This is a genomic window from Rhodococcus sp. NPDC003382, from assembly GCF_053589135.1.
On the sequence record NZ_JBSFRH010000026.1, the window covers coordinates 26247 to 48963 of the forward strand.

Here is a 22717-nt window from a genome sequence, read left to right on the forward strand (position 1 = left end):
CAGTTTCCACAGGTGATCCACGTGTGGACGCGAAGTGCATCGGCGCAATATGTACGCCACATTCAGGTCGCATTCCCGACACACACGTCGGGTCGAATACCCGGTGACGGGCGGAACGTCTCGCCCGAAAGGAGATCCACATGAAGGTCACTGTCGTTGCCGGCAATCCGAAGCCCGGCTCCCGTACCCTCGACGCGGCGAACCTGCTGGCCACCGCGCTCACCGGAGAGGCGCCTGACCACGTCGTCGACGTCGTCACCCTCGGTTCGGGCCTGCTCGGGTGGGGCGACGACGCGGTCAAGGCGGCCGTCGAGACCGTCGCCTCGTCGGATCTGGTGATCTTCGCCAGCCCGACCTTCAAGGCCACCTACACGGGCATCCTGAAGCTGTTCCTCGATCAGTTCGCCACCGGAGACGGACTGCGCGACGTGACCGCGGTGCCCCTCATGCTCGGTGCCGGACCTGCGCACGCGATGGCCCCGGACCTGCTGCTCAAGCCGGCCCTCGTCGAACTCGGCGCGACCTGCCCGGCGCCGGGCCTGTACCTGATCGATTCCACCTACACCACCGACACCCGGATCGCGGACTACGCCGAACGTTGGTCTGCCGCAGTACGATCCACCGTCCGAACGGAGGCATGATGACCACTCCCACCCTCGACGGCGCTACCCTACGTCGAGCCTTCGGTCACGTCCCCGCGGGGGTCGTCGCGATCTGCGCCGACACCGGAACCGAACGTCTCGGCATGGCCGCCAGCACCTTCGTGCCCGTCTCGCTCGACCCGCCGCTCGTCGCGTTCTGTGTGCAGAACACGTCGACCACCTGGCCGAAACTCGCGGCGCAGCCCCGGCTCGGCATCAGCGTTCTCAGCTCCGAACACGACCGGGCGGCCCGCGTGCTCGCCGCCAAGGACGGCGATCGGTTCGCCGGCATCGGCACCGAAACTCGGGACGGCGGAGCGCTGTTCGTCGAAGGCTGCGGTGTCCGGATGGACGTGTCGATCGAACAGCAGGTGCCCGCCGGGGACCACGCGATCGTCGTGCTGCGCGTCCACGAACTGCACTGCGAGGAAGCCGAATCCACGGTGGAGCCGATCGTATTCCACCGCAGCGCATTCCGGAAGCTGGTGGCATCATGAGCCGCATCGAGGCGGCGCTCGACGCGATCCGCGCCGGACGGCCCGTCCTCGTCTCCGACGACGCGGACCGCGAGAACGAAGGTGATGTCATCCTCGCGGCGCACCACGCGACACCGGAATGGATCGCGTGGACCGTGCGGCACACGTCGGGCCTGCTGTGCGCGCCGATGACGGGGGCGCGGGCGGACGCCCTCGACCTGCCCGCGATGGTCGCCGACAACCAGGATCCGAAGCAGACTGCCTACACCGTCACCGTCGACGCCGCCCGCGGCGTCACCACCGGGATCAGCGCCGCGGACCGGGCCACGACACTGCGGGTGCTCGCCGATCCGACCGCGACCGCGCGGGATCTGATCCGGCCCGGACACATCCTGCCGCTGCGCGCCCGCCCCGGCGGAGTCCTCGAACGCCCCGGTCACACCGAGGCCGCCGTCGACCTGTGTGCGCTGGCCGGAGTGCCGCAGGTCGGTGTGATCGCCGAGCTCGTCGCCGACGACGGGTCCATGATGCGGATGCCCGCCATCGAGGACCTCGGTGCCCGCCACGACCTGCCCGTTCTCACGATCGAGGAACTGCGCAACTACCGGGCCGTGCACTCCTTCCCGGCGCCGGTCGTCCCGGCCGGCCGGATCGTGCGCGGCGACGAAACACTGATGCCGACGCGGTTCGGGACGTTCCGGGCCGTCGGTTACCTCGACCGGCACACGGGCGCCGACCACGTCGCCCTGCTCGCGGGGACGCCGAGCGACGGGTCGCTGGTGCGCGTGCATTCGGAGTGCCTGACCGGGGAGTCGTTCGCGTCGCAGCGCTGCGAGTGCGGTCCGCAACTCGACGCCGCGCTCGAACGGCTCGCCCAGGACGGCGGGGTGCTGGTCTACCTGCGCGGACACGAGGGCCGGGGGATCGGCCTGCTCAAGAAGCTGGCCGCCTACCGGTTACAGGACGACGGTCTCGACACCGTCCAGGCCAACCTCGAACTCGACGAACCCGCAGACGGTCGCGAGTACGGCGGTGCCGCGGCGATCCTGCACGATCTCGGGGTGCGGTCGGTGCGGCTGCTCACCAACAACCCCGCCAAGATCACGGGTCTGGAAGACAACGGGATCTCCGTGATCGGCCGTGAACCCCTGCACGTCGGAGTCGTGCCGGCGAACGTGCGGTATCTCGAAACCAAGCGGCGCCGCATGGGGCACATGCTGCCCGCAGCCGAGGGCTGAACGGCGGTATCCGTTCGAAAGCTCCGCGCGAGGTCGCGGCCTGTAGTGGAATCGAGCGTGATGAGGACGACTCGGCAGGAGTGATCGGCATGCGACCCACCGGCATCACGGCGAATCTGAACGTCCCGGACATCGAGGAGGCTCGGAGTTTCTACACCGACTATCTCGGGCTCTCCGTCGAAGAGATGAATCTGGGGTGGGTGGCTCGGTTCAAGACTCCGGACGGGCGGGCCGTCGTCCAGCTAGTCAGCGGCGACGCGACCGCACCGGTCGATTCCGTGCTGTCCGTCCACGTCGGCGATGAGGTCGAAGCCGCCTACGAGGAGGCGCAGCGTCGGGGGTTCGACATCGTCTATCCGCTGACGACGGAACCGTGGGGTGTGCGCAGGTTCTTCGTGCGCGCGCCGGACGGTTCCGTCGTCAACATCGTCAGTCACTCGGATGACGCCGGATGACCAGCGCCACCCAGAGCAGCTGACGAGAAAGACAGCAGCGCGATGTCGGCACCGCGCTGCTGTCTTTCTCCTCTGCGGCTCTGGCTATTGCGGGACGCCCTCTCGCACGGTCGCGGCGTCGAGAAGCGGCGCCTCGGTACCAAGGTGCTCGGGGCGGAGTGCACGCTCGCCGGCGACCTGCGCGGCGATCTGCTCGAGCCGCTCAGCGTGCTCGGGTTCGATGGTCACGTTTAGGGCGCCGACGTTCTCCCGCAGGTACTCCTTGTGCCGCGTTCCCGGGATCGGGACGACGTCCTCGCCGCGGGACAGCACCCACGCGAGTGCGACCTGGCCGGGAAGTGCTCCGATCTCGGTCGCGATGCGGGCGACCTCGTCGGCCAACCTGCGGTTGGTCTCGAACACGTCCTGTGCGAAGCGCGGATGCCGCGCGCGGCGGCCGGTGACGTCGGCGGGCTGCTGCAGGCGGCCGGTGAGCCACCCGCGTCCGAGCGGTGAATACGTGACGATGCCGATGCCGAGCTCGCGGACGACGTCGAGCGTGGTGTCCTCGATCTGCCGGCTGAACAGCGACCATTCGTTCTGGATCGCGGTGACCGGGTGGGTGGCGTGTGCGCGGCGGATGGTGCCGGGGCCGGCCTCGGAAAGGCCGATGTAGCGGATCTTTCCGGCCTCGACGAGTTCCGCGAGTGCTCCGACGGTCTCCTCGATCGGCACCTCGGGGTCGACGCGGTGCTGGTAGTAGAGGTCGATGTGGTCGATGCCGAGGCGGCGCAGCGACGCCTCGACGGCGGTCCGGACGTACTCGGGGCGGCCGTCGACGGAGCGGTGGTCGGGGTTGGTGTCGCGGTCGAGTGCGTTTCCGAACTTCGTCGCGATGATCAGGTCGTCGCGGCGGCCCGCGATGGCACGCCCGAGCAGGATCTCGCTGTATTCCGGTCCGTACACGTCGGCGGTGTCGAAGAAGTTGATGCCGAGGTCGATCGCCTCGTCCACCAGCGCGGTGGACAGCGCTTGCTCGTCGGCGTCGGCCGAGGTGGTGAAGCTCATGAAGCCGAGTCCGAGGGCCGATACGGACAGTCCGTTGCTGCCGAGTCGGCGTGTGGGAAGGGTCGTCACTGGTCGTTCGCTTTCTCTGGGTGGTGTGCTAGATGCCGACGTATCGGCTGTTCGCGGAGTGGTTCTGCCAGCCGGTTTCGCCGGCGTAGCGGTTCTCCGGCCGGTCCAGGCCGAGGTGGTCGCGCAGCGTGGTGCCGGTGTACTCGTGGCGGAAGATGCCGCGCTTGCGCAGGATCGGCACCACGTGGTCGACGAACGGCTCGAGCCCGGTCGGGAACGAGTCGGCGTTGAGGTTGAATCCGTCGGCCGCCTCGCCGAGGAACCACTTCTCGATGTCGTCCGCGATCTGTTCGGGCGTGCCCACGATCTGCCGGTGCGCGCCCGGGTTGCGCGCCAGGATGCCGCGCACCGTGAGGTTCTCCTTGCGGGCGAGCGCGAGGGTGGACTTGTAGAAGCCGGCCGATGCACCGAACCGTTCGGTGTCGAGGAGGTGGTAGGGAAGCGGCTTGTCGAGTTCGAGATCGTCGGGTTCGAGCCCGAGCTTCGTGGCGAGTTCGGCCTTCTGTTCGTCAGGGTCCAGGAACGAGTCGAGCAGGGCCTTGCGTTCGAACGCTTCCTTCTCGGTGCTCCCGACGATCGGGAACAGGCCGGGAAGCAGCAGGATCTGGTCCGGACGGCGCCCGTGCCGTTGTGCCTGTGTTTTGAGGTCCCGGTAGAACTTCCGGGATTCCTCGAAGACGGTCTGCGCGCTGAACACGGCGTCGGCGTACTTGGCGGCGATGTGGGTGCCGCCGTCTCCGGCCTGCACGATCACCGGACGTCCCTGCGGTGTGCGGGGGACGTTGAGTGGGCCGCTCACGGAGAAGCGTTGTCCCTCATGGTCGATCGCATGAATGCGGTCGAGGTCGGCGTACTGCCCGGTGGACCGGTCGGCGACGAGTGCGCCGTCCTCCCAGCTGTCCCACAGCTTGACCAGGACCTCGACGAATTCCTCGGCCCGGGCGTACCGTTCCCCACGGTCGGGGAGCGTGGTGAGCCCGAAATTGGCTGCCGCTTCGGGATTCTGGGTGGTGACGAAATTGAGGGCCGCGCGGCCGTGCGTGACGTGGTCGAGGGTCGACCAGCGCCGCGCGATGTTGTACGGGTCGTTGAACGTCGTCGAGATGGTCCCGATCAGGCCGATGTGCTCGACCGCGGAACCGATCGCAGCGAGCAGCACCGAGGGTTCGAGCGAGTTCCACGTCTGCTCGGCGACGGTACCGGGAAGGGCCGGGCCGTCGGCGAGGAACAGGGCATCGAAGGTCCCGCGCTCGGCGATGCGCGCGATGTTGCGGTAGTACTCGATGTGCACGATACCCCGCGGGTCGTCCTGGATCCGCCACGCGGCCGGATGTTTACCGGCGTTGAGCGCATTCGTATTCAGGTGCAGCTGACGGGTTCTGGTCATGTTCTTCTCGGTGTCCTCGAAAGATGATGCGGGAGTGGTGCGGTCACTGGTCGGAAACCGTGATGTGGTCGAACACGGGGTTGAAGACCTTGGCGATGTCGTAGTCGTGTTTGACGCCGCCGGCCGCGTACGCCGCGTTCACGATGCTCTGCTGCGAGGCGATGAACTCCGGATCGCCGACGCGGTAGAGCCTGCCGTGCTTGCCGTTCTCGAAATTGATCTTCGCGATGTCCGGGGCCTGCTTGAGGACGTCCTGCAGGAGGCCCGTCACCTCGGCCTCGTGCGACGGGTACCACTCGCTCCACAGCTTGCTGAACCGGGCGAAGAAGTCCTCGGCCGCGGCGAGTTTGCCCGCGTCCGCCAGCACGTCCGGCCGGGTGATGAACCCGGCGCCGCCCTTGACTCCGAATTCCTCGTTGGTCGTCAGTTGCACCGCGTCACCGGACTCGATGGCCTTGGCGACGTGGGAGTAGCTGGTGACGACCGCATCGACCTGTCCGGCGGCGAACGCTGCGGCGGCGGCCTGGTTGTCCGGCAGCTGCACCGGTTCGATGTCGTTCACCGTCAGCCCGGCATCGGCGAGGATCTTGACGTATCCGGCGTAGATGTTGCCGCCGAAGTTGTAGGCGACCGTATGTCCCCTCAGCTCTTCGATCTTCGAGATCCCGGCGGACTTCTTCACGAAGAGCGCCGGGGCCGGATAGGGCGTGCCCTCGTAGGCGAGACCGGCGATCGTGTAGATCTTCGGATCGGCATTGCCGAGGTCGTTTTCGGCGTTGGCCGCTTCGAAGGCGGCGGTGTTCTCGCCGACCAGACCGAAGTCGGTCGCCTTCGAATACAGGGCCGAGATCTGAGCGGCCGGGCCGGCGATGACCGGAGTTTCGAGGGTGTAGGGCAGGTCCTCGAACAGCCCGGACGCCTCGAGCAACGCCGGGTAGTCGGCGGTCTGGAAGCCGAACGTCAGGGTCACGTTGTTCGGGTCGCCGTTGTTCGCGCCCTCGGCGCTGCTGCACGCGGACAGACCGGCTCCCAGCGCGAGTACGGCGGTCAGGGCGGCGAGCCGGCGGCCGGCGCGGGCGGCGAAACGGGCAGGGACGGACACGAGGGGTAACTCCTTGTAGGTGATGGTCGAGAGCCGGGCGGGTCGGGTCAGCTGCCGATCGCGGCCAGCGCCGCAGCGCGGGCTGTTCGCCCGACGCCGAGTTTGTCGAGCAGCGCTTGACGCAGCTCCTGGAAGCGGGCGTCGCTGCGTCGCCGCGGTTCGTCGACGTCGACGGTGATGTCCACATCGATGTTGCCGTCGGAGAGGATGAGAATTCGGTCGGCGAGCAGGATGGCCTCGTCGACGTCGTGGGTGACGAGCAGCACCGCCGGGTTGTGTCGGCGGATGAGTGCCCCCACCAGGTCGTGCATTCGGATGCGGGTCAGCGCGTCCAATGCCGCGAACGGCTCGTCGAGCAGCAACAGGCCCGGCTCGGTGGCGAGCGCACGCGCCAACGCGACACGCTGTGCCTCACCACCGGAGAGCGTGACCGGCCAGGCGTCCGCGTGTCCGGCCAGTCCGACCTCGTCGAGCGCGGCGACGGCACGGTCGCGATCGCGGCGAACGTGGCGGCTGCCGAGCACGACATTGCGCCACACCCGCCGGGCGGGCACGAGCCGGGGTTCCTGGAATACGACGGACCGGGACTTCGGGACCACCACCGTCCCGCCGTCGGCGGCATCGAGACCGGCCAGGATGCGGAGCAGCGTCGTCTTGCCGGTTCCGGACGGTCCGAGCAGGGCGACGAAGTCGCCTTGCCGCAGTTGCAGATCGACGCCGTCGAGCACGGCCCGGTCGCCGAACACCCGTCGGACGCCCCGAGCGTCGACCGCGAACGGACCTGTCTCGCTGCCGGATTCGCTCGGCAGAGAGTTTTCAGATGGTGACACGGGGCCTCCAGGGGAGCGCGAAACGTTCGATGATCCGCATCACCACGTCGACGACGATGCCGAGCGCGGCGTAGATGAGAATCCCGGCGATGACGATGTCCTGCCGCTGGTTCTGGTTCGCGTTGTTGAGCAGATAGCCGATGCCCTCCCGGGCGTTGATCTGCTCGGCGAGCACCAAGGCGAGAAGCGATACGCCGGAGGCATATCGGATGCCGGTCAACGCGGACGGAAGCGCGGTCGGCAGGATCACGCGCGCGGCCAGCCGCCAGTTCCGCAGACCGAACGTCTGTCCGGCTTCGATGAGCTTCTTGTCGACGCCCCGCACCCCGTGGTACGTGTTCAGGTACACCGGGAACACGGTCGCCGCCGCGATGAGGATCAGCTTGGGCTTCTCGTCGATGCCGAACCAGGTGATGAACAGCGGCACCACCGCGATGAACGGGATGGTGCGGAGCATCTGCAGCGGAGCGTCGAAGATCTCCTCGCCGATCTTCCACAGACCCGCGAACAGGCCGAGGACCAGTCCGAACGTGACGCCGAAGAAGAGGCCGATTCCGGCCCGCCGGATCGAGACCGGCAGCGCCTCCTGCAGGTCGTTGTTCGACCACAGTTCGCCGTACGCGGCGAGGATCTTGCTGGGCGGCGGCAGGGTGAACTCGTCCGCCCAGCCCAGCACCGAGGACAGCTGCCACAGCACGATGAGCGCGACGGGGACGAGGAACCGCAGCACCCGCCCGCGCCACACCCGGGCAGCCGCCCCGATCCTGCCGGTCCTAGTGTTCGGGCTGAGGTTCTCCACTTCCGGCCGGGTCGGCGGGGCGCCGGCGGTGTCGTCTTCCGTCGACGCAGAATCGCGCGAGACGTCGACGGCGGTCACGACGAGCTGTCCTGCGGCTGGGTGAACGCGTTGAACGGGACGGTGTCGTCGGCCTCCAACCGGGCGACCAGGCCGAGTTCCCAGGACAGGTACTTGCGGAACCCGGCCTTCTGAACCTCGGGGTCGCTCTCGCGCCAATGGGTGAAGACCACATCGTCGCGTCCGTGCAACAGGTTCTCGTCACCCGACTCGAGCTGTTCACCGGCCGCGACCCAGGCGGCGGTACCGCCCTCGAGGACCTCGACGGGTCGCTGCGTCGCACCGGCCAGATCCGCGGCCGCATAGGTCGCAAGGACACCGTCGGGCGAGGTCAACACGATCGTGCCGTCGCCGGGGATGTCGGCGACGGAGTTCACCAGCCGGGACCGAAGTGCATGCACAGCACCGGGAATGTGGCCGTCGCGGTAATCGAGGCTCGGCTGCAGGTCGACGACCTGCTCGGATCCGGCGGCAATGTTGTCCTTCAGCGTCGCGGCATCGACGGTCGTGACGTCGCCGGGCAACCCGAGCAGTTGTGCTGCCGGGCCGGTGCCGGTCTCGAGTTCCTCACCGTCGAACGCGTTCTCCAGTACGTACACCTCGCCCCAGCCGACCTGCACGATCCACGACGCCGCGACGGTTGCGCGCACGGAGTCGTTGTCGACCAGCACGATGCGGGCGTTGTGGGTCGCGATGTAGCGGAACACCCACGGGGCGACGTCCCAACTCGGCGCCGAGACGGTGCCGGGCAGATGGCCGGCGGCGTACTCGTCGGGAGTGCGGACATCGAAGACGTAGAGGGTGCGCTCGTCGGTTTCGGTGCGGAACTGCGCGAGGGTCGCCTTGTCGATCGACCGGATTCCGAAGCGATCGCGGAAGCGCTCTGCGGCAGCGTGCGCCTGGTCGAGGGAAGAACCGGTGGGAAGCGGCGCGGCCGAATGCTTGCCGTGGTCGAGTTCCAGCCCCTCCAGAACCCACGACTGCGTGCCACCCTCCAGCGCGACGACCGAGTTGGGCAGTCCCGCGTTGATCAGGACCTGCGCTCCGAGGATGCTGCGGGTCCGCCCGGCGCAGTTGACGACGACGAGCGTCTCGGGCGACTTCACCACTTCGGCGGCTCGATAGACCAGTTCCGCGCCCGGAATGGAGGTGCCGCCCGGCAGGCTGTGGTTTTCGAACTCGCCGATCGGGCGGCTGTCGAGCACCACGATGTCCTCGCCGGCGGCGACCTTGGCGCGGAACTCCGGAACGCTGATGTGAGGGGTGCCGTAGACCTCCTCGATCCATTCGCCGAACGCCTGGCCGACGACGTTGTCGCCACCGAACTGGACCGTGTAGCCGGCATTCGCCCAGGCGGCGATCCCGCCGTCGAGCACGCGTACATCCGCGTAGCCGAGCTCGGCGAGCCGGGACGCCGCCCGCTGCGCGAGGTCGTCCTTGCCGCCGTCGTAGACGATCACCGGCGTGGAACGTCGCGGAACGAGTGCGTCGACGCGCAGTTCGAGACGGCTCAGCGGGACCGCAACACCGAGCAGGATCGAGCCCTCCTCGGCCGTGACCCGGGCCTCACGGACGTCGAGAAGCGCGTATTCGTCGCGGCTCGACAAGAGATCGTGCAGTTCGTCGGCTGCGATGGTCGACGTGGTGACAGTGGGCATGGGGTGTTCCTCCGCGGGACGTGAAGTCGGTCAGTAGTAGATGAAGCCGGGAATGCCGCCACCGGCAACGATTCCGTCGCCGGTGATCGCGGCACTGCGCGGCGACGCGAGAAAGGCCACGACCCAGGCGACCTCCTCGGGTTCGACGACTCGGCCGATGACGTTGTCGAGGTGCGATTTTCGGGTCGATTCGTTCACGAAAGCGCGGTTCCGGAACTCCTCGAAACGTTCGGTGCGCGTCGCGCCCGGGTGCACGACCGTCACGTTGATGCCGTACTTGCCGAGTTCGTCCGCGACGTTCTTGGTCAAGGCGGTGACGCCCGCATTACGCACGGAACCGATGACGGACACGGTCTGCCGCGAACCCGTGCCGCTGATGTTGATGATCCGGCCCCAGCCGTTCTCGATCAGCAGGGGCGCGACCGCGCGAATCGTGCGGAGATAGCCGATGACCTTGACGTCGATCTGCCGGTGAAACCACTCGTCGTCGGCGTCGTTGAAACTCGGCCCGTGCTGAGCGGGCTGTTCGGCAGCGTTGTTCACCAGGATTTCGATGCCGCCGAACTCCTGTGCGACGGTGTCGACGAGCGCTTTCACGGATTCGTCGTCGCCGGTGTCGGCAACGACCGGCAGCACATTCGCGCCGGTCGCGTACTCGATGCGTTTGGCGGCGTTGGCGAGTACCTCGGTGCGGCGACCGGCGATGGCGACCGAGGCGCCCTGTGTCGCGAGTTCCAGCGCGATCGCATAGCCGATTCCGGTGCCCCCACCGGTGACGATGGCGCGTTTGCCTTCGAGTTCGAGACCCATGTTCGAGTTGTGACCGTTCCTTGTAGTTCACCCTGGTTCCGCGCGAAAACCGCGATTGCGGAATGTATTCCGATCGCAGGGATGTCATGACGCGGCCGCACCCGGCTTGCGGGCACGATGTGCTTACAGAACTTAGGAACAAGAGGTCGGAATCAAACCCTTTTGGCTCAGCCTGGTTCTAGGGAGTCGGTCACCGGTGACAAATGCCCTCCGAGTCCACCGACGCAAAAGACAGCCGCGCGTGACCAGTCACGCGCGGCTGTCTTTGTGGGTACCGGGGGAGACCCTGTGGGATCAGATCACCGACGACCCGCCGTCGACCGGCAGGTTCACGCCCGTGATGAAACGAGCCTCGTCGGAGGCGAGGAAGAGCAGTGCGTTCGACACGTCGACCGGCTCCACCCACGGCGCGGGCAACGCGAGCAGCGTTCCCGACGCCTCGGCGAACTGCTCCGGGGTGACCTCCTCGAGGTCGGGACGGAACAGCTTGTAGACGGCCTCGTTCTGGATCATGTCGGTGTTGCAGTTGGTGGGCGACACGACGTTGACGCGGATCGAGTGCGGAGCCAGTTCCATTGTGAGCGTGCGCATCAGACCGATGACGCCGTGCTTCGACGCGACATAGTGGCCGAACCGTGCGAAGCCCTTGGCGCCCGCGTCGGACGACGTGATGACGATGGTGCCGCCGCGCCCGCCTTCGACGATGTGCGGGATGGCGGCCTTGCACGTGTTGAACACGCCGTTGAGGTTGACGTCGATGACGTCGTTCCAGTCGCCGACGAGCAGGTCCGGAACCTCGTCGCCGAACTGGAAGATCCCCGCGTTGGCGGCGACGATGTCGAGACGGCCCAGCTGTGCGACCGCGTCGTTCAATCCCGCTGCGAGCCCGTCGTAGTCGCGGACGTCGGCGGTGTAGGAGACGATCTTGCGGCCCTCGGCCTCGACGAGCGCGACCGTCTCGGCGAGATCCGCCTCGGTGGCGGGATGGTAGAACTCGGCGGTGCGGCCGACCTCGCCGCACACGTCCATCGCGATGATGTCGGCGCCTTCCTGCGCGAGGCGCACCGCGTGGCTGCGGCCCTGCCCGCGCGCGGCGCCGGTGATGAATGCGACCTTGCCTTCGACTCTTCCGGTCATGACGACTTCCTTGTCTTCTGTTGCAGCAGTGGATGTTCGGTGGCGTCAGTCGCCGAGGTCGAGTTCGCCCATGCGTGCCCATTCGACGCCGGGGATCTCGGTGTTGAGGATTTGCGGGGTCCGGGCGAGCGCGGGACGCATCGCGTCGAGGCCGGCTCGGAAGTGCTCCGACGCGACATGTGCGGACCCGGCGTCGCCGTCGCGGAACGCCTCGACGAGCACGAACTGGTTCGGGTCGTCCACGCTGCGGGACCATTCGAACCACAGGTTGCCGGTCTCGGCGCGGGTCGCGTCGGTGAAGTCCCGGGTGCGCTCCAGCCAGGTGTCGGCCTCCTCGGGCCGGACGGTGAATTTCACGACGATGAAGATCATGATTCTCCCTTTGGAGGGTGGAAAAGGGTGCGGCGCAGCACGAATCGAGCGCTGCCGGCGCCGCAGGGAGTGGGGGAAGGATTCCGGGCTCACGCCCGGTGTGTCACGACAGGTTGTAGCGGTACGAGACCTTGTGCATTTCCAGTTCCATGAACGCTTCGAGGTCGCGGATCCCGCCGAGGGCGGGGATGCGCCGGTGGAGCAGTTCGTGGAGGTGGTCGTTGTCGCGGCACACCAGCTGCATGTAGAGGTCGGCGCGGCCGATGCAGGTGGAGACATAGGTCGATTCGTCGAGCGCGGTGAGCTCCTGGACCAGCCGGTCCTGCGCGCCCGGTTCCACCTTGATCAGGACGAACGCGAGGACGCTGTACCCGAGGCGGAACGGATCGGCGATCGCGATGACGTTGAGCGCGCCGGACTCCTGCATGCGGCTCGAGCGGATGCGGACGGTTCCCTCGGAGACACCCAGCTCGCGGGCGATCTGCCGGTAGGGCATGCGGCCGTCCTCCTGGAGGAGGCGCAGGATGCCGCGGTCGATGTCGTCGAGACCGTCGCCCGGGTTCTCTCCCGAGTTCTGGTCTCCGTTCGACGGGTTCGGCATCTTGCGCATCCGCTCAGTTTAGGAGATGGTCCGGTGACGCGGCTCAGCCACGCTGACCGTCGAACTCGTCGTCGGGCACGAGCACCGCGCGACCGCGGATCCGTCCGTGGTGCAGGTCGTCGAGCGCCTGCTGGAAGTCGCTGAACCGGTACTTGACCGTGTGCAGCTTGACCTTTCCTTCCGCCGCCAGCGCCATCAGTTCGACCAGGTCGTTGTAGGTGCCCACCAGGTTGCCGACGAAGTTGATCTCGGTGCTGATGATGTCGATGGTCGGCACGTCCAGGCGACCGCCGTACCCGATGACGTAGTACGACCCGGCGCGGCGCAGCATCCCGACACCGGCTTCGATGGCGGTGCCTTCGCCCACGAAGTCGAGGACGGCTTCGGCGCCGTTGCCGCCGGTGAGGTCGAGGACCTGCTGCGTTTCGGTGCCATCGGCGACGACGGTCGCGTCCGCGCCGATCTGCTTCGCCAGATCCAGCGCATCCGGGGAACTGTCGACGACGACGATGCGCGCGGCTGTCATCGACTTCAGGACCTGGATGCCGATGTGCCCGAGACCGCCGGCGCCGATCACCACGGCGGTGTGGCCGGGACGCAGGATCGCGGCGGCCTTGCGCGCGGCGTGGTAGGCGGTGAGCCCGGCGTCGGCGAGTGCCGCCACGTCGGCCGGTTCGAGCGACGGATCGAGCTTGACGACGCTGCGCGCCGAGGTACGCAGGTACTCGGCCATGCCGCCGTCGGTGTCGATGCCGGGGAAATCGGAGTGCGTGCAGTGCACGTCGTCGCCACTGCGGCAGGCCAGGCACAGGCCACACGTGGCGAGCGGGTGCAGGATCACCGAGTCACCGACGGCGACGTTGGTGACTGCCGAGCCGATCTCGGTGACGGTGCCGGCGTTCTCGTGCCCGATCGTGTACGGGAGGGCGACGGAACTCTTGTCCTTCCACTGGCCCTCGATGATGTGCAGGTCGGTGCGGCACACTCCGGCGCCGCGGACCTTGACGATCACGTCGTGCGGGTCCCGCACGGTCGGCTGGGGCACCTCGTCGAGGGAGGGCTGGGTGTCGTAGGCGTGGACGCGGATGGATTTCACGGGTGGCTCCTGGAATCGGAAACGGGGGCTGGTTCGCTGGATGCGGTGTCGGGGGGCAGAAGGGGGTCGTCGTGGACCCGCCACTCGATCGTCGATTTGTCCTGAATGCGCTGGCGGTAGTACCAGAGCACGCAGGCGATCATGAGAATGCCGATGCCGGTGACGGTTTCGCTCAGGCCGCCGTAGCCGGTCAGGCCCGGGTTGAGGATGCCCACGGCGATCGCGAACGTGTTGATCGCGAACAGGGCGCACGCGATGACGACCCACGGTTTCGCGAGGCGGATCGGACGGATGATGTCGGGGCGGTCGCGGCGGAGCAGAACGAACGCGCCGACCGCGAGGGTAACCGCGGTGAGGTAGCCCAGGTTGCTCGCGAGCAGGATCGCGATCGGCTCTCCGAGCACGATCAGGATGATGACGTTGATGAGCATGTCGGTGGTCAGGGCACGACCCGGGACGCCGTAGCGGTTGAGCTCGCCCAACTGGCGGATCGTGCCGCCGGACTGCGCGATGCCGTACAGGGATCGCCCGCCGTCGGCGGTCGCCGTCATCATCGCGATGACGAACGCGGCCATCACCGGAACCTGGCCGAGCCACGCATACGAACCGAGAATGTGCTCGAACGCAATGCCGATGTAGTTGACCGGGTTCGCGCCGATCGTCTGCTCGCCGAGGGCGCCGACCACGACGTAGGGCACGAGAATGTACAGGCCCATGATCATCAGGGCGGAGCGGCGCAGCGCACGGGAGGTGTCCTTGACCGGATCCTTGTACTCGGCGGCGAAGCTCGCGCACACCTCGGTGCCGTAGGTAGTCCAGGCGGTGATGTAGAACCAGACGACGATCACCTTCCAGTCGAACGGCGAGCTCGTGCCGGTCCAGCTCAGGCGGGTGATGTCGAAGTCGGCGCCGGACGACAGGAATGGTCCGACGACGAGGACGGCCAGGCCGATCACCAGCAGGGCACCGGTGATGCGGGCGACGCCGGCGGCGATCTTGATGCCGAAGTAGTTCAGTGCCCAGGCCGAGACGATCGCGCCGATCGCGATGAGATAGGGCAGGCCCAGTTCGTGGCCGATGGGCAGGCGGATCGCGATGTCGTTGTCGGGGAAGAACGCCTGCTCGATGAGGGTGCCGAGCACGACACCCTCGACGGACAGCGACAGCGACCAGCCCATCCAGTAGCCGAACGCGGCGATCGCACCGAGCGGCGCGAAGTGGCGCTTCCAGCCTTCGTAGGCGTAGACCGAGATGCCGCCCGAGCGGTCGGGGAACATCGCGGCCATCTCCGAGAACAGGTGGCTCTGGAGGAAGGCGAAGAAGCACGCGACGGCCCAGATGGAGATGGCGGTCCAGCCGCCGATCGCGCCGACGGTGTAGCCGAGCGTGAGGAACAGGCCGATCGGCATGTTCAGGGCGAAGACCATGCCGTCACGCCAGGTGAGCGTGCGGACCATGTGCTCGGGTGCGGGATCGGAACCCGATGTGTCGAGCGAACTCATTGGGTGGCCCCTTTCGAGTTGCCTGATGAGTGGAGGGTACGTCGGCGCTCACGGCGCGGACGAGACCCAGAGTTCGAGGTCGGCGACGGGAGTGCGTGCCGCGATCCACTGGCGGCAGCGGACCATGAGCCGGGGCTGGCCGATCAGGCAAGCACCCGTGAGCAGTCCGTCGCGGGCGTACAGGTAGGCGAGGTCGTCGGGGTTGCGGGAGAGGACGCGCAAGTCGTCGTGCCCTGTGATGTCACCGACGATGTCGATACGCCGCCCGAACTGGTCGGACCACACGTACGTCGCGGCGGTGACGGTGCGCTTGTCGTCGCACGCCAGGTTGTGCGCGACGACCTTGGCCTGTTCGGCGGCCGAGGTCCAGTGTTCGTGACGGTGGGGCGTGCCCGCGTCGTCGGTCCACGCGCAGACGTCGCCGACACCCCACACGTGGTCGCCCGCGCGTCCGGTCGCGTCGCAGATCAGTCCCGCGCGCGTGACCTCGAGACCGCTGCCGGCGAGCCACTCGGTCGCGGGAACCGCACCCACCCCGACGACCACCGCGTCGCACGGCAGCTCGGTTCCGTCGTCGAGGACGACGGACTCGACCGTGGTGGTGCCGCGGAGTTCGGCGACGGCCCGGCCGCACAGCAGGTGCACCCCGTCGGCGCGGGCGATGTCGGCGAGGACCGCAGCCGCGTCGTCGCCGACGCTGCGGGTCAGGGGCACGGGTTCGAGCTCGACGACGGTGACATCGACACCGAGGCGCCGCGCCGACGACGCGATCTCGAGGCCGATGAAGCCGGCGCCGATCACGACGAGTCGCCGGGCCGCGCGCAGGGCAGTGCGAATGCGCGCGGCGTCGTCGGCGGTGCGCAGGGTGAAGACACCGTCCGGTGCGTCGGGAAAGGGATTGCGGGGCGTGGCCCCGGTCGCGACCACGAGTTCGTCGTAGTTCAGCGAACGGGCATCGGTGTGGACGGTGCGCGCGGCGGTGTCGAGGCGGCGGGCGGTCTCGCCCAGGTGCAGGGTGACCCGGTTGTCCGCGAACCATGCCGCGTCCTGGAATGCCGTCGAGGCGGGTTCGTCGTCGACGAGCACGGACTTGGACAGCGGCGGCCGGTCGTAGGGCAGATGCGGTTCGTCGCCGATCAGGGTGATGTCGCCGTCGAAACCTTCGGCGCGCAGGCCCTCGGCGACGCGGAACCCGGCGAGCGACGCACCGACCACGGCCACGTGCGTCATGACGCCGTCTCCTCGAGTGTGAGGGCAGCCGCGGGGCACGAGCGTACCCCTTCCCGCACGTCGGCGAGGCGGTCGTCGGCGACGGTCGCCTCCAGGAGGTCGACCTTGCCGCTGTCACCGAGATCGAAGATGTCCGGTGCCGCGACGACACAGTTCGCGTATCCCTGGCATTTGCCAAGATCCACAAGGATTTTCGTCATCGTTCCGACTTTCGTCGTAGGGAGGTCAGGACGAGAGTGCCGTGACCGCGGTACGCATGAACGACTGCAGCGGGCTCTCGCTGTCGAGAAGGAGTCGGCCGGCGCGGACCCGGCCCGAGTTGTAGCCGATCTGCTGGATGTCGGTGGCGCGCTTGTCCTCGATGAGGGTGCGGTCCCACATGTCGAGCCATTCCTTCACGACGATCGGGTCGGCGCCCGGCTTGGCGTACATGTCGACGAACGCCCACGACTTCTGCGGCCCGACCGGCTGGATGCTGCCGATGAACCCGACATAGTCGTCGAGCGCGAAGAACGACGACGGGAACGTGAACGCGAACCGGAAACCCTTGAGGCCCTCGGGATCCACGTTCGTGGGTAGCCACTTGATGGGACCGGCGTGCCAGATCGTGTTGTCGGACGAATCGATCGCGTAGTCGTCGGGGGAGGTGTGGTACGTCTTGCCGAAGCTCGTGCTGTGCAGGGTGGGGCAGTGGTAGCACTCGACGGCGTTCTCCGCCCACAGCTTCCAGTTGCATTCCATGTCGTACTCGTAGCGGATCTGGAATTCGTAATCGCGCAGGTCCTCGTTGAGTTCGTCTGTGCGGGAACGGATATCGGCGGTCACGGTGGCGAGGGGAGCAGCGTTCGGATCCGGGTTGACGAAGATCCACTGATCCCACCGCTCGACGGAGACGGGTTCGAGGGAGATCGTGGAGCAGTCGAAGTTCGGCTCGCGCTGCGAACGCGGGGCCGTCTTGAGCTTGCCGTCGAGGCCGTACGTCCAGCCGTGGTACGGGCACTGGAGCAGCGGCTTGTTGCCGTTCTCCTCGGCGATCGAGTGCAGGCGATGGCGGCAGACGTTGACGAAGCCGCGCAGTTGGCCGTCGCGGCCGTGCGTGACGATGATCGGGATCGCGCCGGCGCGGGTGACCGCGTAGTCGCCGGGCTTGGCGACCGCGGATTCGTGGCACGCGTACTGCCAGGACTTGGAGAAGATCTTCTCCTGTTCGAGCTGGTGGATCTCGGGTGCGTAGTAGAAGGGCGCGGGCAGGGTTTCTCCGGCGTCGAGGTCGGAGAGGAGCCGGTCGACGGAGGGAAGCGCGTAGCGGTCGCGCACGTCGTCGAGGGAAATCGCCACGAGGGGGTCCTTTCGGTGGGGGAGCACACGGGGCTGTTGTGTGCGTCACATCGAATTGCGTACCAGCATGGGCTCACAGATACGCAATGTCAAGAAGAAGCGTGGAATAGACTGCGCATTGCGTAAAGTTGCAGGTACCCGATGGTGGGAATGCGTCGCCGCGACGCGACGCGACCGCGCGGACCCGCGGGATCCGAGAGGAGGGCGGTAGGTTGGCCGGCATGAAATGGTGGTCGCTCGGCGGGGCGATAGCGTGCGAGGTCACCGCCACCCTCTCGCTGCGTGCTGCCACCGACGATCCCGTCTGGTACGTGCTCGTCGTGGCCGGCTACTGCGCGTCCTTCGCGTTCCTCGCCCGCGCGTTGCGGTTGATGCCCGTGGGTGTCGCCTACGGAATCTGGGGCGCCGCCGGCATCCTGCTGACCGCGGTTGCCGCGACCGTCCTCTTCGGCGATCCGATGACCCCGCTGATGGCGCTGGGCATGGCGCTGGTGATCGCGGGAGTGGTCATCGTCGAACTGGGCTCGCATCCCAGAATCGACCCGGTGGACGAACGTGACGACGGGGTCGCGGCACGGTGACCTGGCTGATTCTCGCTGCGGCGATCGTTGTCGAAGTGGCAGGCACGATCTGCCTCAAGTTGTCCGACGGTATGGCCCGCACCCGCTGGGTCCTGGCGACCGTCTCCTGCTACGTCGTCGCATTCGGGCTCGTCGCACTGGTGCTGGCGCGCGACGTTCCCGTCGGCGTCGTGTACGGCATCTGGGTTGCCTGCGGGGTTGCGCTCACGGCAGTCCTCGGACGCCTGCTGTTTCGGGACCCCCTCACTTTCCGCATGGTGATCGGCATTGCCCTGATCATGGCGGGAGTTGTTGCGATCGAGGTCGGTTCGCACTCCGCGTGAGGGTTACCGTAGCCGCCGACGAGAAAGGCAGCAGCGCGATGCCGGCATCGCGCTGCTGTCTTTCTCGACTGCGGGTCTTGCAGGGCGCGGCGGTGACCCCGATAGTCACGACGATGCGCGCACCGAGCGGGACATCCGCGGCCGTCCGGCCTTGAGCAGCCCCGCCGCGACCACGATCTGGCCGACCATAGGCGACGTCGGCAGCGCGAGCAGTTCCCAGCCGGTCGACGCGTAGCCCAGCGCCCACACGACGATGGCGGCGGCCAGCGCCACGGTCGCGACCTGCCCGAGTGTCATGAGGTTCGCGGCCCAGTTGCGTGCGCGCTGTTTCACGAGAGACACCGATCCAGCGATCACTCCGGCGACCGCGCACGGTAACCCGATCAGGGTCGGGAGTCCCAGCACGAGTCCGGTATACGGGCCGACATCGACAACCCCGGAGAAGACGAGCTGCGGTACGGCGATCACCCACATCGGCACGGTGCACAACACCGAGACGACCGACACGGCCCAGAGTGTTCTCATCGCACCAACCTAGCCGAAAGATGCCCTACTGCACGGGATGACGACCGCGAGTAGGCGGCGAGGTTCGGAGCGTTTCCAGAGCCGCAAATGAGAAAGACAGGCGCGCGCGACCGGCATCGCGCTGCTGTCTTTCTCGATTGCGGCTACCGGGGCGAGGGCACTGCCACACTCTCCCGCGGCGCTTCGGATGAGAGTGTGTGCAATTGTGTTCGCTGGGCGGACGTTCTCGCGCACCGAAACGAACCGCGGGGAATCGACAGGGGGAGCAGTGACCGGGGAGTACCGTCGGCAGGCCGACGTCATCGAGTTCTGGCGTGCCGTGGAGTTGTTCAGTCCACAGCAGGTTCCGAAGGTCGACAGGTTCGACAGTCTGGAACCGGTCGAAGAGATGGCCGCCGAAATCCCACTGCCGTGGATGTTCTGCCGCCGACTGCGCCAGCCGTTGCGCCGGAAAGGCAACGAGCGACAGTACATCGTCTACCTCGGTGTCTATCGAATCGACGAGGTGTGGACGGCCGTGGACGGGATCCTCGATCCGGGTGCCGAGAACTACGACCCCCGCCCGGCCGGGGAGTGTGCGCTTGCTGCGATCGTCCTGGACAAGGAGGGTTGCTACATCCCGGAGTCCGAGGTGTTGTCCGGCCTGGCGTGGGCGGCAGGCCGCACCCGCAACCCCGGACCCGGGTCACCGTCGTGGTTGCGCGGATTCCGCGAGGCGCAGGAACAATTGACAGAATTGCTCGACGACGGGCAAGAGGTCGACGTGCGACGAGGCGGCCGGCGCCCTCTGAGCGTCGGGATGCTCACCGACCTGCGGAATCGCATCGCGACCTTGACCGGGCTGGAGGGCATGGTCGACTGCGCCGAGATCAGAGTGCGGTCGGTGCAGGTCAACCAGTCCGACGGCATCGACGGCACCGACTTCCTGAACAGCTTCATCGCCGATGATCTCGATCGGGTGGCGGAACAGGTCGCTCACGGTGACATCGGCACCGGGCTCGCGCAGTACCTCACCGACGACACCGGGCTCGACGTGGCCGCCCGGGTCGACCTGAGCGCCGTCCCCGAAGCATCGCTGGCGGCCTGCCGCCCCGCCGCGATCCCGCCCGGCCGTTGGCCGAGCAAACCCGAGCATCCCCTCGCGCTCGGCCAGCAGTTCGCTGTGAACACCATCATGGACGAGTTGCACAGCGGCGCCGGAATTTTCGCGGTCAACGGTCCTCCGGGCACCGGAAAGTCCACGCTGCTGCGCGATCTCGTTGCGGCGATCGTCGTCGAACGTGCCGACCGGCTCGCAGCCCTCGCGAACCCGGCCGAGGCGTTCGCGGCCACACCGCACCGCTGGAAGACCGGCGACTATACGCGGATCGTGCAGCGGTGGACCGGGCCGTTCCACGGATTCGAGATGGTGGTGGCGTCGTCCAACAACGGGGCGGTCGAGAACATCAGCTTCGAGATGCCCGCCGCGGACGCAATCGACGGCGAACGATTCGAGATCGACTATTTCACCGACATCGCGACGGCGTTGCTGGACGTCGACGCCGCCGGCGATACCGAGCCGGCCCGGGCGTGGGCGCTGACCGCTGCCCGGCTCGGTCGCAAGAGCTACCGGTCCCGATTCACCAGCACCCTGTGGTTCGACGGAAAGACCACGGGGCGGGATGCACCTGCCAGACGAGGTATCCAATCGATTCTCAAGGAACTCGAATCCACGGGACCGGAACGTCCCTGGAGAGAAGCCGTTGCCGCATATCGTGCCCGACGTGACGCGGTCGCGACGATGCTCGGCGAACGTCAGCGGGCCTACGAGCAACTCCGCGAACGCGCGAATCGGCGCAGCGAACTGGGTGCGATCGAAGATCAGTTGGCGGCGCACGCGATCGCGGTTCGCAGCGCCGCCGACGCCGAGCAAGTGCGGCGCGGCACCGTCGAACGGACGCAGCAGGAGAAGTCCACGGCCGAAGCGGAACTCGCCGCGCACGATGCGACGCGAGTTCCGTGGTGGCGCATCGGCCGGCAGGCCCGCGAGGAACGACGGCGATGGCAGGCCCATCGCGACCAGCTCGCCGAGGCCCTCGCCCGCTGGGACGAGAGTTACCGGCAGGCCTTTGCCGCCCATCAAGAAGCGACGCACGCGCTCGTCGCCCTGCAGGGCACGCAGGACGAACTCACCCACCGGTATCGCGGCACGCGCGCGCGTGTCGCAGAACTCGACCACGCGCTCGACGCGGCGCGGCAGCGGTGGGGTGCATCGGTCCCCGGTGAGGACAGCGACACCGCCCCGGTGAGGGAACTGGCCGCGCCGTGGTCGGACGAGGAGGTCACCGAGGCGCGATCACGTGTGTTCCTGGCCGCCCTCGACCTGCACCGGGAATTCCTCGCCCACGTGCCCACTCAGATGCGGCAGAGCCTGCACGGGGCGACCGACGTCGTTTCCGGAAGCGCACCCCGGGATCTGGATCCGGCCGCCGTTGCCGACGCGTGGCGCGCGTTGTTCTTCGTCGTCCCCCTCGTTTCGACGACCTTCGCGTCCTTCGACCGGGTGTTCCGCGGACTCGGACGGGAAGCGCTCGGCTGGTTGCTCATCGACGAGGCCGGCCAGTCCACGCCGCAGAACCCGGTGGGCGCGATCTGGCGGTCTCGCCGTACAGTCGTCGTCGGCGACCCGATTCAGCTCGAACCCGTTGTCACACTGCCGTTCCGGGCTCAGCAGGCGGTACGCCGCGAGTTCGGCGTGGACGAGCGGTGGCTGCCGGCGCGGTCGTCGGCGCAGTCGATCGCCGATCGCCTCAACCGATGGGGAACGACCCTGCCCGGCGACGAGGGGCCGATCTGGGTGGGTGCACCGCTGCGGGTGCACCGGCGTTGCGACGAGCCGATGTTCTCGATCGTCAACACCATCGCCTACGGCGGCACGATGCTGCACGGCAGGGATCCGCGCCCACGCGGGTCGCTGCCGTCGTCGCGGTGGATCGACGTCACCGGCCCCTCCAGCGGTCACTTCGTGCGGGCGGAGTACGACCGACTCGTCGAACTTCTCGACGACCTGGCCCGGAGGGGACAGGACATGGGGGAGGTGATCGTGTTGAGCCCGTTCCGGGACGTCGCGCGACGGCTCACGGCGCTGCCCTCCCGGTTCGGCGGACTCACCGCGGGAACGGTGCACACCGCGCAGGGCCGGGAAGCCGATGTGGTGTTCCTCGTGCTGGGTGGCGATCCGGCGAGCGACGGTGCGAAACGCTGGGCCTCGTCGAAACCGAATCTGGCGAACGTCGCGGTCAGTCGGGCGAAGAAGCGCCTGTATGTGATCGGGGACCGCGCGGCGTGGTCGCGGCATCCGCGCTTCGATGTGCTCGCCCGGGAACTGGCTCGCCACGTCGAGCAGTCGGCCCACCCCGATGGATAGGGACGCGTTACCAGAGCCGCAGACGAGAAAGACAGCA

General features: G+C 67.6%; 23 protein-coding genes. 7 read left to right on the forward strand and 16 right to left on the reverse strand.

Annotation, left to right across the window (positions count from 1 at the left end; translation table 11 throughout):
• Window positions 1–140: 140 nt before the first annotated feature.
• The 4 genes from ACWDUD_RS18135 (at window position 141) to ACWDUD_RS18150 (ending at window position 2810) form a co-directional block, all read left to right on the forward strand.
• Window positions 141–641, forward strand: a complete 501-nt coding sequence (locus ACWDUD_RS18135) for an NADPH-dependent FMN reductase (RefSeq protein ID WP_450110185.1) — start codon at window positions 141–143, stop codon at window positions 639–641.
• Window positions 638–1138, forward strand: coding sequence for a flavin reductase family protein (locus ACWDUD_RS18140; RefSeq protein ID WP_197252899.1), 501 nt, complete (start codon window positions 638–640; stop codon window positions 1136–1138). The genes ACWDUD_RS18135 and ACWDUD_RS18140 overlap by 4 nt, the downstream gene beginning before the upstream one ends.
• Window positions 1135–2355, forward strand: coding sequence for a 3,4-dihydroxy-2-butanone-4-phosphate synthase (ribB, locus tag ACWDUD_RS18145; protein ID WP_450110186.1), 1221 nt, complete (start codon window positions 1135–1137; stop codon window positions 2353–2355). Before ACWDUD_RS18140 ends, ribB begins: the two co-directional genes overlap by 4 nt.
• 89 nt (window positions 2356–2444) lie before the next feature.
• Window positions 2445–2810, forward strand: a complete 366-nt coding sequence (locus ACWDUD_RS18150) for a VOC family protein (protein ID WP_248675826.1) — start codon at window positions 2445–2447, stop codon at window positions 2808–2810.
• 84 nt (window positions 2811–2894) lie between these two features.
• Here the strand turns inward: ACWDUD_RS18150 and ACWDUD_RS18155 are convergent, their stop codons facing one another.
• The 15 genes from ACWDUD_RS18155 to ACWDUD_RS18225 all read right to left on the reverse strand — a co-directional run bounded on the left by ACWDUD_RS18155 (window position 2895) and on the right by ACWDUD_RS18225 (window position 17845).
• Window positions 2895–3926 carry an aldo/keto reductase gene (locus tag ACWDUD_RS18155; RefSeq protein WP_450110187.1) on the reverse strand — a complete coding sequence of 344 codons (1032 nt, stop codon included), beginning with the start codon at window positions 3924–3926 and terminating at the stop codon, window positions 2895–2897.
• A 28-nt stretch (window positions 3927–3954) separates the two neighbouring features.
• Complete coding sequence (locus tag ACWDUD_RS18160) at window positions 3955–5313, reverse strand: LLM class flavin-dependent oxidoreductase (RefSeq protein ID WP_450110188.1); 1359 nt, start codon at window positions 5311–5313, stop codon at window positions 3955–3957.
• 43 nt (window positions 5314–5356) lie between these two features.
• The gene (locus ACWDUD_RS18165) at window positions 5357–6415 is read right to left on the reverse strand and encodes an ABC transporter substrate-binding protein (protein WP_450110189.1); all 1059 of its coding nucleotides are present in this window, start codon (window positions 6413–6415) and stop codon (window positions 5357–5359) included.
• A gap of 47 nt (window positions 6416–6462) precedes the next feature.
• Window positions 6463–7245 (reverse strand): ABC transporter ATP-binding protein, encoded by a 783-nt coding sequence (locus ACWDUD_RS18170; RefSeq protein ID WP_420917820.1) that lies wholly within the window; start codon window positions 7243–7245, stop codon window positions 6463–6465.
• Window positions 7232–8122: an ABC transporter permease gene (locus ACWDUD_RS18175; protein ID WP_450110190.1), complete on the reverse strand. Its 891-nt coding sequence runs from the start codon at window positions 8120–8122 to the stop codon at window positions 7232–7234. Before ACWDUD_RS18175 ends, ACWDUD_RS18170 begins: the two co-directional genes overlap by 14 nt.
• Window positions 8119–9759 (reverse strand): rhodanese-like domain-containing protein, encoded by a 1641-nt coding sequence (locus tag ACWDUD_RS18180; protein ID WP_450110191.1) that lies wholly within the window; start codon window positions 9757–9759, stop codon window positions 8119–8121. The genes ACWDUD_RS18175 and ACWDUD_RS18180 overlap by 4 nt, the downstream gene beginning before the upstream one ends.
• Before the next feature lie 30 nt (window positions 9760–9789).
• Window positions 9790–10569, reverse strand: a complete 780-nt coding sequence (locus ACWDUD_RS18185) for an SDR family NAD(P)-dependent oxidoreductase (RefSeq protein ID WP_248675822.1) — start codon at window positions 10567–10569, stop codon at window positions 9790–9792.
• A gap of 294 nt (window positions 10570–10863) precedes the next feature.
• Entirely contained in the window at window positions 10864–11706 is an 843-nt protein-coding gene (locus tag ACWDUD_RS18190) for a mycofactocin-coupled SDR family oxidoreductase (RefSeq protein ID WP_138998041.1), read from the reverse strand.
• Between the two features lie 45 nt (window positions 11707–11751).
• Entirely contained in the window at window positions 11752–12078 is a 327-nt protein-coding gene (locus ACWDUD_RS18195; protein ID WP_248675821.1) for a putative quinol monooxygenase, read from the reverse strand.
• Between the two features lie 103 nt (window positions 12079–12181).
• Window positions 12182–12688, reverse strand: coding sequence for an Lrp/AsnC family transcriptional regulator (locus ACWDUD_RS18200; protein WP_197252893.1), 507 nt, complete (start codon window positions 12686–12688; stop codon window positions 12182–12184).
• A 34-nt stretch (window positions 12689–12722) separates the two neighbouring features.
• Entirely contained in the window at window positions 12723–13775 is a 1053-nt protein-coding gene (locus ACWDUD_RS18205) for an NAD(P)-dependent alcohol dehydrogenase (protein ID WP_248675820.1), read from the reverse strand.
• Entirely contained in the window at window positions 13772–15277 is a 1506-nt protein-coding gene (locus ACWDUD_RS18210) for an APC family permease (protein ID WP_450110192.1), read from the reverse strand. The genes ACWDUD_RS18205 and ACWDUD_RS18210 overlap by 4 nt, the downstream gene beginning before the upstream one ends.
• 48 nt (window positions 15278–15325) lie before the next feature.
• Entirely contained in the window at window positions 15326–16507 is a 1182-nt protein-coding gene (locus ACWDUD_RS18215) for an NAD(P)/FAD-dependent oxidoreductase (RefSeq protein WP_248675819.1), read from the reverse strand.
• On the reverse strand, window positions 16504–16707 hold the full coding sequence (locus tag ACWDUD_RS18220) for a ferredoxin (RefSeq protein WP_138998046.1): 204 nt from the start codon (window positions 16705–16707) through the stop codon (window positions 16504–16506). Before ACWDUD_RS18220 ends, ACWDUD_RS18215 begins: the two co-directional genes overlap by 4 nt.
• Window positions 16708–16732: 25 nt before the next feature.
• A complete protein-coding gene (locus ACWDUD_RS18225) occupies window positions 16733–17845 on the reverse strand; it encodes an aromatic ring-hydroxylating oxygenase subunit alpha (protein ID WP_450110193.1) in 1113 nt (370 codons plus the stop codon).
• A gap of 221 nt (window positions 17846–18066) precedes the next feature.
• Here ACWDUD_RS18225 and ACWDUD_RS18230 point away from each other — a divergent pair, with 221 nt between their 5' ends.
• The gene (locus ACWDUD_RS18230; RefSeq protein WP_450110194.1) at window positions 18067–18426 is read left to right on the forward strand and encodes a DMT family transporter; all 360 of its coding nucleotides are present in this window, start codon (window positions 18067–18069) and stop codon (window positions 18424–18426) included.
• Entirely contained in the window at window positions 18423–18749 is a 327-nt protein-coding gene (locus ACWDUD_RS18235) for a DMT family transporter (protein WP_197252890.1), read from the forward strand. Before ACWDUD_RS18230 ends, ACWDUD_RS18235 begins: the two co-directional genes overlap by 4 nt.
• A 105-nt stretch (window positions 18750–18854) precedes the next feature.
• Here the strand turns inward: ACWDUD_RS18235 and ACWDUD_RS18240 are convergent, their stop codons facing one another.
• Entirely contained in the window at window positions 18855–19274 is a 420-nt protein-coding gene (locus ACWDUD_RS18240; RefSeq protein WP_197252889.1) for a hypothetical protein, read from the reverse strand.
• Window positions 19275–19542: 268 nt separating this feature from the next.
• Here ACWDUD_RS18240 and ACWDUD_RS18245 point away from each other — a divergent pair, with 268 nt between their 5' ends.
• On the forward strand, window positions 19543–22680 hold the full coding sequence (locus tag ACWDUD_RS18245) for an AAA domain-containing protein (RefSeq protein WP_450110195.1): 3138 nt from the start codon (window positions 19543–19545) through the stop codon (window positions 22678–22680).
• Window positions 22681–22717: the final 37 nt, after the last annotated feature.